Source organism: Streptomyces caniferus (assembly GCF_009811555.1).
Lineage (GTDB): Bacteria > Actinomycetota > Actinomycetes > Streptomycetales > Streptomycetaceae > Streptomyces > Streptomyces caniferus.
In genome coordinates, this window is record NZ_BLIN01000005.1 from 4,768,754 (window position 1) to 4,784,593 (window position 15,840).

Genomic DNA, 15,840 nt, shown 5'->3' on the forward strand with positions numbered 1-15,840 from the left:
CCCGGTGGCCCCCGGTTGGCCTGCGGCAGGTCGCCCGGGCGTCCTGCCGCAGGGCTGCGCTCACCCCAACCGCACCGGCAGCGAGTTCAGGCGCCAGTTGCCGGGCAGCGGTGTCCGCTCCAGGCGTTCCGGGGCGATGCCCAGCGATATGTCCGGGTAGTGCGTGAGCAGTTTGCCGAAGGCGACTTCGCCTTCCTGCTTGGCGAGGGTGGCACCCAGGCAGTAGTGCGCTCCATGGCCGAAACCCACATGGTTCTCGGCGTGGCCCGCGGGGTGCCGGGTGAGATCGAGGCGGTCGGGGTCGGTGTAGTGACGGGGATCGAAGTTGGCTGACACCAGGATGAGTTGGACGGCATCGCCCTGGCGGATCGGTGTGCCGGCGAGGTCGACGTCGGCGGTGGCGTAGCGCAGCTGGGTCATCTGCACCGGCCCGCACCAGCGCATCAGCTCGTGGACGGCACGGGGGAGGAGGGCCGGGTCGTCCTTGACCAGACGCAGCTGGTCGGGGTGGGTGAGCAGCGCCGCCGTGCCGTTGCTGATGAGGTGGGCGGTGGTCTCGTGACCGGCGAGGACGAGCGTGAGGATCATGGTGACCATCTCGACGTCGCTGAGCCGCCCGCCGTCGTCGTCATGGGTGCGGATCAGTTCGCTGAGCAGGTCGTCGGTGAGCGCCTCGCGCCGTTCCCGGACCATCTGGTGGATGTGCTCGATCATCGCCGGGAACGAGGCGCCGAGCCGGTCCGGATCCATCGAGATGAGGTCGGCGCCCCACGTTCGCCACTGCGGGCGGTCCGCCTCGGGTATGCCGACCAGTTCGCAGATGACGGTGATCGGCAGGGGGTAGGCGAAGTGCTGGATGAGGTCGACGACGCCGTCCTCGGCGTGCTCGGGCAGCCGGGCCAGCAGCGCGTCGGCGATCTGCTCGACCCGCGGCCGCAGGTCGGTGATCTTGCGGGCCGTGAACGCCCGCGACACCAGACGGCGCAGCCGGGTGTGGTCGGGGGCGTCGTAGTTGAGGATCGATCCGAGCAGGTAGACGCGGAGGTGCTCGGGGAGGCCCAGCATCTCCATCAGCCGGGTCAGCGGGTTGTCCTCGGGCGCGTGGTTCAGGGACGGCGAGGCCGGATTGTTCACGAACCGCTGGTCGCGCAGGACCTGGCGGACCTCCTCGAACCGCGTCACCAGCCAGACGGGCGAGTCGTCCATGAACCGGCCCCGTACGACCGGGCCCTGCTCACGCAGCGCGCCGTAGCCGGTGAACGGGTCGGTGATCAGGGCGGGGTCCATCACATTCGGCTCGCCCGGGTGTTTCCCGACGTGCGCGGCGAACGGAGAGTTCATTAATTCCGACATCTTTCGTTCTCCTCCGGGTTGGGAGTCTGTCTGGAGTCGGTCCGGGATCGGTCCGGCGGCGGCCCGAGGGGCGAGGTCGGCCCGGGAGTGGGGCCGAGGCCGGTCCGGGAGTCGGGGGGCGGATCCATCCGGTCGGGCAGTTCAAGCAGTTCATGCAGTTCATGCAGGTCAGGCAGTTCCGTCCGGCCAGGCGCTTCAGCCGGACGACTCGGATCACTCGGATCACTCGGATCGGTCGGTTCAGTCGCGCACTTGTCGGCGCATCTCGCCCATGGTGAGTTCGCCGAACCGTTCGTAGAGCGCGATGACCTCCGGCGCGGCCTCGGCTGCGGCGGCTGCCGCGGCCTGTTGTCCGGGGGAGGTCTCCAGTGCGCTGTGGACCGTCCGGGCGAGTATGTCGGCGCGTACCTCCGGGGCGACGGGGCCACGGCCGGCGAGCAGGGCCTCGCCCGTGAAGAAGCCGGTGGCCATGGCCATCAGGGCGTACTGCTGGTGATGCACATCGAGGTCGTCGCGCACGAGACCGTGCTCGCGCAGCACTTCGAGATGGTGGCGCAGCATCCGGTCGCCCTCGGTGATCAGCTCGGTGAGCTCCCGCTTCGCGGTGTCGTTGAGCCGGCCGAGGACGTCGGCGTCATCGGTGTACATGGCGCGCAGCACCGGCTGGTCCAGGAAGTCGCAGAAGAGTCCGCGCAGCATCCGGCTCGGCAGGATCTCCAGCGGGTCGGCGCGCATCCTGTCCAACTGCTGCTGGTGGCTGCGGTATTGCACTTGCAGCACGACCGCCAGGAACAGCGCGTCCTTGGTCTTCCAGTGCAGGTAGACCGTGCCTTTGCCGACCTTCGCGCGCCGGGCGATCTCGTCGATCGTCACACGGCCGTAGCCCCAGGCGAGGAGCAGCTCCCCGGCCACCTCAAGGATGCGTTCGCGACGCTCCACCCGATCCACGGCCCGTCCCCCTGACTCCGTGACCAGATTTCTTATCTGGTCACGGAGTCAAAAATAGGTCCGGCGGAACCAGGGGATAAGGGTTTTTCCGGCCAGGAGTCAGGAGGGGACGATCCGTTCCCCGCGCGCACGGCTGAGGTGGCGTCAGGTGTTAGAACACTCTCAAAACGGGGTGGTCCCACGCCGTCGGGCGGAGCGCGCGATGCCGGGCCGGATGCCTCTGAGTGCCCCGGTGACCTGGTCATATGTACGCGGGGTGCAGGGGTGGGGGTGCCGCGCCGGGGCCTTGTCACGGTGACGAGGGATGTCGGAAGTTTCTCACTGCCCGGGGTGACTGGTGAGTACACTCGCCGACCATGTGTGAGGCCAGCCGGAACCCAAAACGGCAAAATATACCCGTTTCTCAGCCATGTGCCGATGCTTCGGCCCGGCACGGAAAGGTCCTGCGGCACCCGGCCGCCGCTGTCGGATGCGCTCCCCGGCGGACCCCCACCGCTCGCACTACCCCCACAACCCGCACCATCCCCACATCCCCCACCACCGCCCCCGCCTCGAGACATCCCACACCGGCCGCGGCCGAGACCACCTCGGTCACGACGTGAGGCGCCGGACCAACCGGGGCAGGCACGCCCAGTCCCGTGACCCGCGCGGCCATTGGCTGCTGCTGAGCCTTTTGCTGCCCCTGGCGTTCGGAGCCCTGCTCTTCGAGGGCTGGACCACCCACGAGGTCGACGCCGCCAAGACCCGGAGCGACTGCACCGAACCCGTGCCGAGGGCGGTGGCGCAGGGCGGCCCCGTGGTGGACCTCGGCCGCGGCACCGTGAAGTCCGCCGCGATGCCCGCCCGTACCGTGGCGCTCACCTACGACGGCGGCCCCGACCCGGTGTGGACGCCGCGCCTGCTCGATCTGCTGCGCAAGCACCATGCGCACGCGACCTTCTTCCTGTACGGCGCCAAGGCCGCCCAACACCCGGACCTCGTACGCCGGATCAGGGACGAGGGCCATGAGATCGGCTCCAACACCTACACCGGCGCGGTCATGGGCGCGGCGTCGCCCCTCCGGGCCCGGATGGAACTCTCGCTCACACAGAAGGCGCTGGCCGGCACGGCGGGCATCCACACCAGGCTGCTGCGGCTGCCGCAGACCACCGCGGTGGACACCATGTGCGGCCCGGAGTGGAAGGCGGCCCAGCAGGCCGGCGCGGAGGGCTACACGCTGGTCGCCGCCGACCGGTGGTTCCGCAAGCCGTCGCAGGGCCTGGTCCGGCAGTTCAGCCAGACGGACACCGCGTACAAGGACACCGAGCGGCTGCTCGACAACCCGAACGTCGGAAAGTTCACGACGGTGACGGCAGGGGCCGGGCTCGCCGCGGCCGATCAGCCGGTCTCCGGCGTCGAACGAGGGCTGGGCACGGCCCTGGTCTGGGTCAAGACCGCCGGATACGCCTTCGTGCACGGTATGACCTGGGTGCTGGGCATCGCCGGCGCCCTGGGGGTGCTGCGGCTGGCGTCCCTCGTCGTCTTCGCCCGGGCGCACGTCCGGCGGCTGACGCGCTTCCGCCCCGGCTCCCCCTGGCTCCGGGAGGTCGTCGACCCGGTGACGGTGCTCGTCCCCGCCTACAACGAAGAGGCGGGCATCGAGTCCACCGTCCTTTCGCTGCTCGCCTCCACCCACCCGCAGATGCAGATCATCGTCATCGACGACGGGTCGACGGACGACACGGCGGACATCGCCGCCCGGATCGGCGATCCCCGCGTGGAGGTGATCCGGCAGCCCAACGCGGGCAAGGCGGCCGCGCTCAATACCGGTCTGGCCCATGCTCGGTACGAGATCGTGGTCATGGTGGACGCCGACACGGTCTTCGAGCCGGATGCCGTCTACCGGCTGATCCAGCCGCTCGCCCACCCGGCCGTGGGTGCGGTCAGCGGCAACACCAAGGTCGGCAACCGCCGTCGTCTGCTGGGCAGATGGCAGCACCTGGAGTACGTCTTCGGGTTCAACCTCGACCGGCGGATGTTCGAGGTGCTGGAGTGCATGCCGACGGTCCCCGGCGCGATCGGGGCGTTCCGCCGGGACGCGCTGATGGGCGTCGGCGGCGTCAGCGAGGAGACCCTCGCCGAGGACACCGACCTGACGATGGCCCTGTGGCAGGCGGGCTGGCGGGTGGTCTACGAGGAGTCCGCGATCGCCTGGACCGAGGTGCCCACCTCGCTGAGCCAGCTGTGGCGGCAGCGCTACCGCTGGTGCTACGGCACGCTCCAGGCCATGTGGAAGCACCGCCGCGCCGTCATCGAAGTGGGCCCGTCCGGGCGGTTCGGACGGCGCGGGCTGAGCTACCTCGCGCTCTTCCAGGTCGCCCTGCCGTTGCTCGCGCCGATCGTCGACGTCTTCGCCCTGTACGGGGCGCTGTTCCGCGGCCCGGTGCTCTCGGCCGGAGTGTGGCTCGGCTTCCTCGGGCTCCAACTGGCCTGCGCCGGATACGCCCTGCGGCTCGACGGCGAGCCGGTGAAGTCGCTGTGGGCGATGCCGTTCCAGCTCTTCGTCTACCGGCAGCTGATGTATCTGGTGGTCATCCAGTCCGTGGTGGCCTTCCTGCTCGGCACCCGCCTGAAGTGGCAGCGCATGCACCGCTCCGGCACCGCGGCCCAGCAGATCGGCCAGCCGGTCGCCTACCAGAGCCTGTCGTCGCAATGACCTCCACAACGGTCCCCTCGGGACGCCCGTACGGCCGCGTGCCGTGCGGGCGCCCCGGGCACCGGCGGGCGCGCTCTCCGCCCCCTGCCGGTCCTGCGCACCCGCGGCGGACGGGCCCTCGCGTCCAGCGACCGGCCCCTCCTTCCCCCACCCGTTTGCTTGTGCAGATCCGAGCACAATTCAGTGAAGAGGGCATGACAGTGAAGACTTCCGCGCATGACTGATTGGCTGGAAGGACCGTCCGGCAACTCGTGGGGCGGCGAACCCGACAACCGGTGGGGCGGCGAAAGGGAGACGGCGTACCCGTACCCCGGCCCCGGGCAGGTGTGGCACCAGGAGGAGCACCCGCCCCAGATGCATCCGCCTCAGGCGCACCCGCCTCAGGCGCATGCGAGCCAGATGTACCCGCCTCAGGTGCACCCACACCCACCACAGGCACACCCGCCACAAACGCACCCACCCCAGGCACACCCACCCCAGATGCACCCGGCGCGGACCATGAACAGCCCGCCGCCCGGGGCCCGTTCCCACGCTCCGGCGCCCCCGGCCCGGTTCGAGGGAGGCGGCGGCAACGGAGGGCGCGCGCTCCGCCCCGGCCGTCCTGGCGCCGACCCGGACGGTACGGGACCCGGTGCCGGGCGCCCCGGCCGCGGCAGGCGCGCCGCCCGCCGTTCGCCCCGCCGCCGCCGGATCATGCGGACGGCGATCCTCTTGACCAGCGTGCTGGCCGTCGGCTCGCTCGGCACCTACGTCTGGGCCGACACCCGGCTCAACCGCGAGGTCGACCTGGGCGAGATCGCGGACCGGATGCCGCAGGGCCGGGGGACCAACTACCTGATCGTGGGCTCCGACAGCCGGGTGGGCCTCTCCGAACGGGCCAAGAAGGAGCTGCACACCGGCGGCTCGGCCGACGCGGGACGCCGCACCGACTCGATGATCCTGCTGCACACCGGCGCCCACGGCACCACGATGGTGAGCCTGCCGCGCGACTCCTGGGTGACCATCCCGCCGTTCATCCGCCCCGAAACCGGCAAGCACTACCGCGCCTCGAAGAACAAGCTCAACGCGGCGTTCTCGTTCGGCGGCCCCGACCTGCTCGTCCGGACCATCGAGCACAACACGGGCGTGCACGTCGACCACTACACGGAGATCGGGTTCGCCGGCTTCGTGGGCATCGTGAACGCGATCGGCGGCGTACCGATGTGCCTGGACCGGGACGTCAAGGACGAGAAGTCGGGCGCGAACCTGAAGAAGGGCTGCCATACGCTCGACGGCCGTACGGCGCTGGCCTTCGTCCGCCAGCGTCATCAGGAGGCCAAGGGCGACCTGGGCCGGAGCCAGAACCAGCAGAAGTTCCTGGCCGCTCTCGCCCGCAAGGCCGCCACCCCGGGCATCCTGCTCGACCCGTCCAAGGTCTACCCGACCATGAGCGCGGGGCTCGGTACGCTCATCGTGGACAAGGACACCGGCCTGCCCAACCTCACCTCCCTGTTCAAGGCGATGAAGGGCGTCACGACGGGCGACGGCAAGCGGCTCAACGTCCCCGTGTCGAGCCTCAGCTTCCGCACTCCCAAGGGCAGCGCCGTGAAGTGGAACGCCCCGAAGGCGAAGCAGCTCTTCACCGAGCTGAACAACGACCGTCCGGTGACCGTGAACGACAAGGACTGACCTGCCGCACACCACGCCGCCGGCCCGGCCGCTTCCTTCCGGGGCAGCCGGGCCGGTGGCGCGCGCTCCCGCCGCGGTCCGCGGCGCCGCCGGCCCGAAGCCGCCGACTACAGGAACAGCCCCCAGACGGCGTCGAGCGACCAGCTCTGCCAGCTCATGGCGCCCAGCGCCGCCACGGAGATCAGCGCCATCATCAGGTTCTGCCCCTGCTCCGCCCAGTCGTGGATCATCAGCACGAGATAGATCAGGTTGAGTACGGCCCCGGCGACCAGGGCTATCGGCGTCAGCGCACCCACGATCAGCCCGAGGCCGAGGGCCAGCTCCGCATAGGCGACGAGGTACGCCATCAGCCGGGGGCGGGGCTTCACGCAGCGGTCGAAGCCCTGCCGGACAGCGGACCAGCGGTGCTTCGCCGCGATGCCGGCCGCCCAGGTGATGCCGCCGCCGGCGAACCAGGTCTTCTTGTCCTTGTGGCGCCAGCTCTCCAGCCACCACAGCCCGAGGCCTATACGGAGGACGGCGAACCACTCGGCACCGCTGAGCCACATCGTCTGCATGCTGTCCCTCGACTCATCACCGGAACTGACGGTATGTCAGTTCAGCGAACGCCGGGTCGTCGCGCAAGGGGGTGGACTTCCCTGCTCCGCCTTGTCGTCCCAAGGGCCAGCCCATAACCTCGCAACTGATGGACCGTCAGATCTGGATCCGGCGTGACCCGCCGGCGGGCAGTTGGGGGTACAGCGTGAGCAGCAACCAGAGCGGCACGGCGGAGCTTCCCAAGGTCATCAGCGTGGACGATCACGTGATCGAGCCCGCGCACCTCTTCGAGACCTGGCTGCCGAAGAAGCACCGCGACAAAGGGCCGAAGCCCTTCACCGCCGGGATCGGGGAGCTGGCGTACGTCGGCGGGAAGTACCGGTTCACCACCGACCCGGACGGCCAGCTCACGGACTGGTGGGAGTACGAGGGGCTGCTCTTCCCGTACAAGCGCATCATCGCCGCCGTGGGCTTCTCCCGCGACGAGATGACACTGGACGGGATCACCCGGGAGCAGATGCGGCGCGGGTGCTGGGACCCCAAGGCCCGGCTGGCGGACATGGACCTCAACCATGTGGAGGCCTCGCTCTGCTTCCCGACGTTCCCGCGCTTCTGCGGCCAGACCTTCGCGGAGGCCGAGGACAAGGAGGTCGGGCTCGCCTGCGTGCGGGCGTACAACGACTGGATGGTGGAGGAGTGGTGCGGGGACAGCGGTGGCCGGCTGATCCCGCTGTGCCTCATCCCGCTGTGGGACATCGACCTGGCGGTCGCCGAGATCCGGCGCAACGCCGCGCGCGGGGTGCGGGCGGTGACCTTCAGCGAGATCCCCACGTACCTGGGGCTGCCCTCCATCCACTCCGGGTACTGGGACCCGTTCTTCGCCGCGTGCGAGGAGACGGGCACGGTCGTGAACATGCACATCGGCTCGTCGTCGCAGATGCCGGCCGCCTCCCCGGACGCGCCGCCGGCCGTGCAGGCCTCCCTGAGCTTCAACAACGCCATGGCCTCGATGATGGACTTCCTCTTCAGCGGCGTCCTCGTGAAGTTCCCGCGGCTGAAACTCGCCTACAGCGAGGGCCAGATGGGGTGGATCCCGTACGCCCTGGAGCGCGCCGACGACGTCTGGGAGGAGCACCGGGCGTGGGGCGGGGTGAAGGACCTGATCCCCGAGCCGCCGTCGTTCTACTACTACCGGCAGATCTTCTGCTGCTTCTTCCGCGACAAGCACGGCGTCGCGTCGATCGAGACCGTCGGGGTCGACAACGCGACGTTCGAGACCGACTACCCGCACGTCGACTCGACCTGGCCGCACACCAAACAGGTGGCGGCCGAGCACGTGGCCGGGCTGCCGGCGGACGTGACGTACAAGCTCCTGCGGGGGAACGCCATCCGGATGCTGGACCTGTCGTTCGACCGGGAGTGATCCATCGCGCGGCGGGCCGCGGCGCACGCAGCGCGTCGCCGAGCGGGCCCGGGCGCGGAGATCATGCGCGTCGTGAGCCGCGCGGCACTCACCACCTCTCCAGGTACGTGGTGAACAGTATTTCCGTGCGATCGCCGGGCAGGACGACGTCGGAGACGTCCACGACCCGCTCGTCGATGTCGACCGAGGTCTTCCGGAGCACGAGCACCGAGGCCCCGGGCGGCAGGTCCAGCTCCTGCGCCTCCTCGGGTGTCGGCGGGCGGGCGGTGACCCGCTCCTCGACGCGGCCCAGCTCGATGCCGACGGTGGAGAACTGCGCCTGCGACCCGCCCGGCCAGGGCTCCTCGGTCTCGTCCAGCAGCTCGGGGTTTCCCGCGATCACCTCGCGGACGAGGTACGAGGTCACCAGGCTGAAGGGTGTGCCCTCGGCCGCGGACCGCGTGCGGTAGCTGCGTTCGAGGAGGGGAGTGCCTTCCGGCAGGGCGAAGGCCCGCGCCAGGTCCTCGTCCGCCTCGATCTCGCGGTACGACGCGTGAAAGACCAGGTCGCCGTTCCGCAGGCCGGTCTCCTGCTCGGTGGCGCCGTTCCTGGCCCGTTCCTCCAGGGGCGCGTGTACCCGGCCCTTCTCCCACTGGTGGCGGAAATTGGTGCGCACGGCAGTGGTGCGCGGGCGCCGTACGACATGGCCGCGCCCGTGCTGCTTCTCGATGAGGCCTTCGTCGCGCAGGGCCCGGAGGGCGTCCCGGACGAGGGGCACGCTGCGCCGGAACTCCTCGGCGAGCTCCGCCTCCGAGGGCAGGCGGTCTCCCGGCCTCAGCCGGCCTTCGCGGATGGCCTGCCGGAGCCGGTCCGCGATCCACTCGTACGCCACTGCCATGCGTGCTCACCGTTCCGTGCTCGGTGCGGTGGCCCGCCGGCCGGCCGGACGGCACCAGCTTAAGAGCCCTCCGGAGGCGGTGACGAGTGGAAGGCGTCCGTCCGGTGTGCGGCTGCCCGCGCCCGGTGCCGGACATGGAAATGCCCGATCGCTGGCGACGGGGGATGCACCAGCGATCGGGCTGACACCAAGATTAACAAGGCTGCTTGTCCGACGGGAGCCAACTGCCCAGCCACAATGACGGTTTGTGAGCGGGATCACGCGCAGTGGTGCGCCAACGGGTGGAATCCGGGAGCAAAGGGCGCCGCGGAGCCGGCCGGGGGGCCCGCCCGACGCCCGGACGGCATGCGGTGGGCGGAGCCTTGGCCATTATTCGCCGCACGAGGGCGCGTACGGGAGACGGGGCAGATACTCGTGCCATTTCTCCGGCGTCAGCACTCCCCGGGTGGTCGAGCAGATGCGGCGGATCGCCTCGTCGGCGTCCAGGTTCCACAGCCGGACCGTGTCGGCGCCGCTCGACACCGTGAGCATGTGGCTTCCGGGGCGGAACGAGAGGAAATTGCCCGTCGTGGATTTGGGGCTCATCGACTGGCCGATGGGGGTGGCCCGGGCAGGGTGGGCGACGTTCCAGAGCCGGATCATGTCGTCGTTGCCGCCGCTCGCCAGGGTGCGGCCGTCCTGGCTGAACGTCAGCGACACGATCGCTTCGGTGTGGCCTGTGAGGGTGGAGAGCCGGGTGGTTTTGAGGGGGTCGGTGACGTTCCAGAGCCGGACCGTGTTGTCATCGCTGCCGCTGGCCAGAGTATGGCCGTCCGGACTGTAGGTGAGCATGTTGACGGGGCCCAGGTGTCCCTTGAGAGGTGCGCCGAGCCGGGCGGTGTGACGTGGGTCGGACACCTTCCAGAGCCGGATGGTGCTGTCGGAACTGCCGCTGGCGAGCGTGCCGCCGTCCGGGCTGAAGGCGAGGGAGTTGACGTAGCCCGCGTGACCGGTGAGGGGTGCGCCGAGCCGACGAGGGCGGGACGGGTCGCCCACGTCCCACAGCTGAAAAGTGCGGTCCTGGTAGGCGGTTGCCAGGGTGCGGCCGTCCGGGCCGAATGCCATGGCGTCCGAGTACCGCGTCCGCAGCGTGAGGGGCCGCCCGTAGGGGACGGGCCGTGCCGGGTCGGTGACGTTCCACAGACGCAGGGTGCGGATTCCCGTCCGCACCGCGAGCGTGCGGCCGTCGGGGGAGAACACCATCGACCGCGCGTCGCCCTCCCCGGGCCGCAGGGGCTTGCCGAGCAAGGCCGGACGCTGCTGAGCCGTCACGTTCCACAGCCGGATCCGCTGGTCGCGCGCGGCCGTGGCGAGCACCCGCCCGTCCGGGCGGAACGCCCCGCTGCGGCCGGTCATGTCCGACGCCGGTATCGACCACAGGCGGGCCTTGTTGTCGCCGCTCCCGGTGGCGAGGGTCCGCCCGTCGGGGCTGAAGCCCACGGTGTACATCTCGCCACTGCTGCCGGCGAGCGGCTCGCCGACCTGCGAGGGGTACGCCGGATTGCTGACGTTCCACATGCTCGCCGTGTTGTCCGCGCTGGCGGCGGCGAGCATGCGTCCGTCGGGCCTGAAGGCCACGGACCATACGGGACCGGTGTGGCCGGTGAGCGCCGCACCGAGCGGGGCGGCGTGACGCGGGGCGGCCACGTTCCAGAGCCGGATGCTGTTGTCGTCGCTGCCGCTGGCGAGCGTGCGGCCGTCGGGGCTGAAGGACACGGAGTGCACCGTTCCCTTGTGCCCCTTCAGCACCCTGACCGGCGCCGTATGACGGGGGTCGGCCGTGTCCCACAGCCGGATCGTGTCGTCGTCGCCACCGGACGCCAGCGTCCGCCCGTCGGGGCTGAACGCCACGGCGCGCACGGCGGCGGTGTGGCCGCTCAGGACACCGAGACTCCTCGGCCGGCGGGTGTCGCCCACGTCCCACAGACGGACGGTGTGATCTTCGTTGCCGGCGGCCAGCGTGTGTCCGTCCGGACCGAAGGCGAGCAGGAAGACCGTGCCGTCGTGGCCGGTCAGGGGCGCGCCGATCGGGCGCGGCCGGCGGGGGTCGCGCACGTCCCAGAGCCGGACCGTGCCGTCGTCCGAAGCGCTGGCGAGGGTGCGTCCGTCCGGGCTGAAGACGGCGGTGCTCACCCAGCTGGTGTGCCCGGTGAGGGGCTTGCCCAGGGGCTTGGGGCGCGTCGGGTCCGCCACGTCCCACAGCCGGACGGTGCGGTCGTAGCTCGCGGTCGCCAGGATCCGCCCGCTCGGATGGAACGCGGTGAGGTAGACGGCGCCGGTGTGGCCGCGAAGCGGCGTGGCCAGCGGTGCGTTCGCCGTCGAGATCAACCGGTTGTTCGTGCCCTTGTCGTCCGGCCGCAAGTGGTGGGCCACCAGGTCGAGCTGTGCGGACAACGACGGATCCGTGCTCTGGACGCGATCGGCCTCGGCGAGCACCTGCTCGAACACCGCGTCGTCCCGCTGCTGCCACGCGACCAACGCCGAACCGACGGCCAGTACCGCAAGGACGGCCAGAGCCGACACCGCACCGCGGCTGATCAGGGCCGTCCGCTTGCGCAGCTTGACCGAAGCGGCCAGGAACTCCACCGCGCTCCGGGTCAGAAAGCCGTCACCGGCGGACTTCGCCCAGGTGCGGGCCTGTTCCAGCCGTGAACCCCGGTAGAGCAGCGAGGGGTCGCGGCGGGAGCCCTCCCAGGCCCTGCCGTCCTCCTCCAGCCGCTGGCGCAGCAGGTTGCCGGCCCGGTCCTCGTCGATCCAGTCGCGCAGCCGCGGCCAGGCGTGGAGCAGCGCTTCATGCGTGATCTCCACGGCCTCCGCATCGAGCGTCACCAACCGGGCGTGCACCAGCGCTTCGAGCGATTCCTCCGTCTTGTGGGGATCCGTCGACTCCTCCGCCAGCTGGCGCCGCGTCCCCCGCCTGCGGGTGGCCTGGGTGTCCTCGCTCAGCCGGACCAGCCGGAGGAGCAGCAGACGCGCGGCCGTGCGCGCGGTCGGATCGAGGCCGGACCAGGCCCGCTCGGCGGTCGCCGCCACCGCGCCCTGGATGCCGCCGGCCGCACGGTAGCCGGCCAGCGTCAGCCGCCCCGCCTTCCGTCGCTGCCAGGTGGCGAGCAGCGCGTGGGACAGGAGCGGCAGCACGCCCGCGTGGTGCGTCCCGCCGGTGCCGTCGGCGCCCACCTCCCGGACGATCAGCTCCGCCAGTCCCGGTTCGAGCTCCAGGCCCACGGCCTTGGCCGGTCCGGTCACCGCCTCGCGCAGCTCCGCGGTGGTCAGCGGGCCGAGCACCATGTGCCGGTGCTGCAGCGCGTCGGCCAGTTCGGGATACCCGAGACACTGCTCGTAGAAATCGGCGCGGATGCCGACGACGACGAGGACGGGGGCCGCGTCACCGGAGTCGGCGGCGGGTGTGCACGCGGCATGCAGGAGCTGGACGAACGTACGCCTGGCCGCCTCGTCCGAGCAGAGCGTGAACGCCTCCTCGAACTGGTCCACGATCACGACCGGACGGGCGGTGGCCGGCGTCCCCCGCTGCGCCCACGCCGTGACGGCCTCCCGCACCGCGCGCGCGAAGGGCGCGGCACCGGACTCCTGCGCCGCCCGCTCCCGGGCGTGGGGGACGACACCGGCGAGCTCGGGTATCCGGCGGGTCAGCTCCGCGAGAGGATCACCGCCCGGTACGAGCTGGACCACCTCCCGCGGCCGGCCGTCCCCGTCGCCCGGCGCGCCGTTCTGCAACGCGGGCACCAGACCGGCGTTCAGCAGGGAGGACTTTCCCGCCCCCGAGGCCCCCACGAGCATGACCAGGCCCCCCGTGTCCTCCGCCGCGCGGAGCTGGGCGACGAGGGCATCGGTGCACCGTTCCCGTCCGAAGAACCACCGGGCGTCCTCTTCCCGGTACGAGGCCAGCCCCCGGTACGGGCACACCGCGGGGACGGCCGCGGCGTCGGGCGGAGGGCCCGCCTCCTCCTGCGCACAGGCCGCGGCGGGGCCGGCGACCGCGCGCTCCCACAGGAGCTGCCACCGCGCCAGGTCGTACAGGCCGGCGGACACCGGCGCGGGCCGCAGGCGCCGTGCCTGGGGGATCAGGATGTGCAGCACCGCGGCGAGCGCGGTGAACTGCGCCGGCACGTTCTTGGCCCGGCGCCAGTCGCTGATCCGCTGCACGGACACCCGCACGGGCCGCCCGCGTTCGTCGACCCGCTGCAGCCGGACGACCGCCTCCGCCACCTTCTTGAGGGGCGGATTGCCGGCCTCCTTGTACAGCAGTGCGAGACGTTCCGCGAAGGCTGTCCGTGCCCCTGCGTCGGAGCTCAAGGCCTCCACCCCTTCCTTCCCCCGCACTTGGACATCCGGACCGGAAAACTCACCTTAGCGGGCTGACCTGCGGCGAAGGCCTCGGCCCGAGACCGGAACCTCCTCAGTCGGAACCTCACCTGGCAGGATCGTTTCCCAGCGGCGCACCAAGGGGCCCTACCCCGACGGACCACCTGCACAGTCCTCGGAGAGAGACCTCCTGATGCCTGCTGTCGGCCACCAGCTGCCGGACTCACGAGCCGTGTGACGGTCTCGGCTCCTGGGCCCGAGGGGATCTGTGGAGCCGGTCCCGTCGGACCGCGCCCACGTTGACCACGGGTCCGCCCCGAGTCCACGGTCCGCGCCACCCGGCGCGAACCGCCCCCGCCCGCGCCGTTCGGCACCGGTCCCCACGAGGGGAGGGACCGGTGACGAATGGCGCGGCGTGCGACGGGGGTGCGGCCTGGCAGGACCGTCCGACGGGGGAGAGCGACCCGCCGGCGCCCTCGTCCTGAGCGGCGTCGCCGCCACCCCGGCCACCCCGGCCGCGCATCCGGCGGGCCTCCGCAGGCAGCCACGACTGGCCCGGCGCACGGATCTGCCTCACGACCACGGGGAGTCCGGTTCTCCGAACCCCGGCAGGGTGACCACCGCTTGGACGAACCCACCCAAGAACCGGAAGACGGCCACCGGCTACCGCGCGGCGCCGGGCAAGCACGGACCTGAGCAACCGCTTCTGAACACCCCGCCACGCCCGGCACCGTGACATCGGCCCGGTCTCTCCCCCGCGAAGGAGCCGTCCGGCGTCGGTTGCCCTGCTGCACGTGAGGGGTGGGCAGGGGGCGAGAGGACCCGGTCCGCCCGGACGTTGGGGCTCGACGCGTCGGAATGATTCTGACGCGGGAACGGGCGGAAGCGCTGAACACTCGCCTTGCGCTGTGTTCCACATCACTATCGCCCATCGCCGCGCTCGTGATCTGCTGCAGCGCCTACGGCGGACTGAATTCCCGGCGCTGGCCACGCAGTTGGTCGCCCACAACGCAGGAGAGGCGCCTACTCGCATGAGTAGGCGCCTCTTACCTGTGTTCCTTCAGTCGGGGTGGCGGGATTTGAACCCACGACCTCTTCGTCCCGAACGAAGCGCGCTGCCAAGCTGCGCTACACCCCGAAGCAACGAGCTCTACTTTAGCGGACCGATCCCCGTAGGTGAAATCCGGTTGTTGTGGAGCCGGGGAGCGGGCCTGACCTGGTCGGTCCCGATGGTGATCAAGGGGAGGGCGCAGAGGGCCAGGGCGAGGGTGAGTGCGGTGGTGACGGTGGGGGAGGGGGCGCCGGTGGCGGCGGGGAAAGCGAGAGCGAAGGCGAGGTAGAGCAGGGGGTAGGCCGGCCACTGCCAGGCGTAGGACAGGCGGAAGCCGCGTGGGGTGGTCAGCAGCAGCCAGTCGGCGAGGGCGGCGAGCGGCATGAGTGTGTAGAGGAGCTGGTGGGAGACGGCTTGGGCGGCACCGGAGGCGGTGGTCGGCAGTGTGAAGGCGGTGGAGTCGGCCGCCGGGAGGACGTAGTGGAGGAGGGCGGGGAGGGAGAGGAAGGGGACGAGCGCGCCGGCGATGCGGGGGCTCACGGGGTGGTGGCCGGTCCAGGCGCGGTGCGCGGAGCAGGCGAAGACCAGTGCCGCGGCGATATTGGCCTGCACGGTGAAGCGGGTGAGGAGCTGGGCCGGGCCCGTGGTGCCGGTGGCCGCCAGGACCAGTCCGGTCAGCGCGGCGGCGGTGATGAGGAGGCGGAAGGCGGCGGCCAGAGGGTGTCGGCTCATGGGGGCGACGGCTGCTGCCGGGGTGCGGGCGGCGGCGCCGGCCGGATCGGTGGCGTGGCGCGTGGACTGCGAGGTCCGGGTGGGATCGGACATCCCTCCACGTTACGGGGATGATCAGCGGGCGCGGGAGGCCCCATCCGGCAAAACTCCTCCGGGGCATTCCGCTCCGGCCATCCCTTAGGGACACCCCTTGG

The 15,840-nt window shown here is 71.1% G+C and carries 9 protein-coding genes and 1 tRNA gene; 3 read left to right on the forward strand and 7 right to left on the reverse strand.

The window, feature by feature from the left end; genetic code table 11:
• Nucleotides 1-60: 60 nt before the first annotated feature.
• The gene (locus tag Scani_RS37440) at nucleotides 61-1,353 is read right to left on the reverse strand and encodes a cytochrome P450 family protein (protein ID WP_159482088.1); all 1,293 of its coding nucleotides are present in this window, start codon (nucleotides 1,351-1,353) and stop codon (nucleotides 61-63) included.
• Between the two features lie 240 nt (nucleotides 1,354-1,593).
• Complete coding sequence (locus Scani_RS37445) at nucleotides 1,594-2,301, reverse strand: TetR/AcrR family transcriptional regulator (RefSeq protein WP_159482089.1); 708 nt, start codon at nucleotides 2,299-2,301, stop codon at nucleotides 1,594-1,596.
• A gap of 598 nt (nucleotides 2,302-2,899) precedes the next feature.
• Between Scani_RS37445 and Scani_RS37450 the strand changes: the two genes are divergently transcribed.
• Nucleotides 2,900-4,996 (forward strand): bifunctional polysaccharide deacetylase/glycosyltransferase family 2 protein, encoded by a 2,097-nt coding sequence (locus Scani_RS37450; RefSeq protein WP_159482090.1) that lies wholly within the window; start codon nucleotides 2,900-2,902, stop codon nucleotides 4,994-4,996.
• Between the two features lie 720 nt (nucleotides 4,997-5,716).
• The gene (locus Scani_RS37455) at nucleotides 5,717-6,664 is read left to right on the forward strand and encodes an LCP family protein (RefSeq protein WP_371872447.1); all 948 of its coding nucleotides are present in this window, start codon (nucleotides 5,717-5,719) and stop codon (nucleotides 6,662-6,664) included.
• A gap of 107 nt (nucleotides 6,665-6,771) precedes the next feature.
• Here the strand turns inward: Scani_RS37455 and Scani_RS37460 are convergent, their stop codons facing one another.
• Nucleotides 6,772-7,221 carry a DoxX family protein gene (locus tag Scani_RS37460; RefSeq protein ID WP_159482091.1) on the reverse strand — a complete coding sequence of 150 codons (450 nt, stop codon included), beginning with the start codon at nucleotides 7,219-7,221 and terminating at the stop codon, nucleotides 6,772-6,774.
• 185 nt (nucleotides 7,222-7,406) lie between these two features.
• Between Scani_RS37460 and Scani_RS37465 the strand changes: the two genes are divergently transcribed.
• On the forward strand, nucleotides 7,407-8,624 hold the full coding sequence (locus tag Scani_RS37465) for an amidohydrolase family protein (protein ID WP_159482606.1): 1,218 nt from the start codon (nucleotides 7,407-7,409) through the stop codon (nucleotides 8,622-8,624).
• 88 nt (nucleotides 8,625-8,712) lie between these two features.
• Here the strand turns inward: Scani_RS37465 and Scani_RS37470 are convergent, their stop codons facing one another.
• The 4 genes from Scani_RS37470 to Scani_RS37485 all read right to left on the reverse strand — a co-directional run bounded on the left by Scani_RS37470 (nucleotide 8,713) and on the right by Scani_RS37485 (nucleotide 15,739).
• Nucleotides 8,713-9,501, reverse strand: coding sequence for a GntR family transcriptional regulator (locus Scani_RS37470; RefSeq protein WP_159482092.1), 789 nt, complete (start codon nucleotides 9,499-9,501; stop codon nucleotides 8,713-8,715).
• 369 nt (nucleotides 9,502-9,870) lie between these two features.
• The gene (locus Scani_RS37475) at nucleotides 9,871-13,863 is read right to left on the reverse strand and encodes an nSTAND1 domain-containing NTPase (RefSeq protein WP_159482093.1); all 3,993 of its coding nucleotides are present in this window, start codon (nucleotides 13,861-13,863) and stop codon (nucleotides 9,871-9,873) included.
• A gap of 1,064 nt (nucleotides 13,864-14,927) precedes the next feature.
• Nucleotides 14,928-15,001, reverse strand: a tRNA-Pro gene (locus tag Scani_RS37480).
• A 12-nt stretch (nucleotides 15,002-15,013) separates the two neighbouring features.
• Nucleotides 15,014-15,739 carry an integral membrane regulator gene (locus tag Scani_RS37485; protein WP_159482094.1) on the reverse strand — a complete coding sequence of 242 codons (726 nt, stop codon included), beginning with the start codon at nucleotides 15,737-15,739 and terminating at the stop codon, nucleotides 15,014-15,016.
• Nucleotides 15,740-15,840: the final 101 nt, after the last annotated feature.

Coding starts and splice junctions, on each gene's coding strand:
- Scani_RS37460 (WP_159482091.1), bottom strand. CDS start 7,221: ATGCAGACGATGTGGCTCAGCGGTGCCGAGTGGTTCGCCGTCCTCCGT.
- Scani_RS37440 (WP_159482088.1), bottom strand. CDS start 1,353: ATGTCGGAATTAATGAACTCTCCGTTCGCCGCGCACGTCGGGAAACAC.
- Scani_RS37470 (WP_159482092.1), bottom strand. CDS start 9,501: ATGGCAGTGGCGTACGAGTGGATCGCGGACCGGCTCCGGCAGGCCATC.
- Scani_RS37485 (WP_159482094.1), bottom strand. CDS start 15,739: ATGTCCGATCCCACCCGGACCTCGCAGTCCACGCGCCACGCCACCGAT.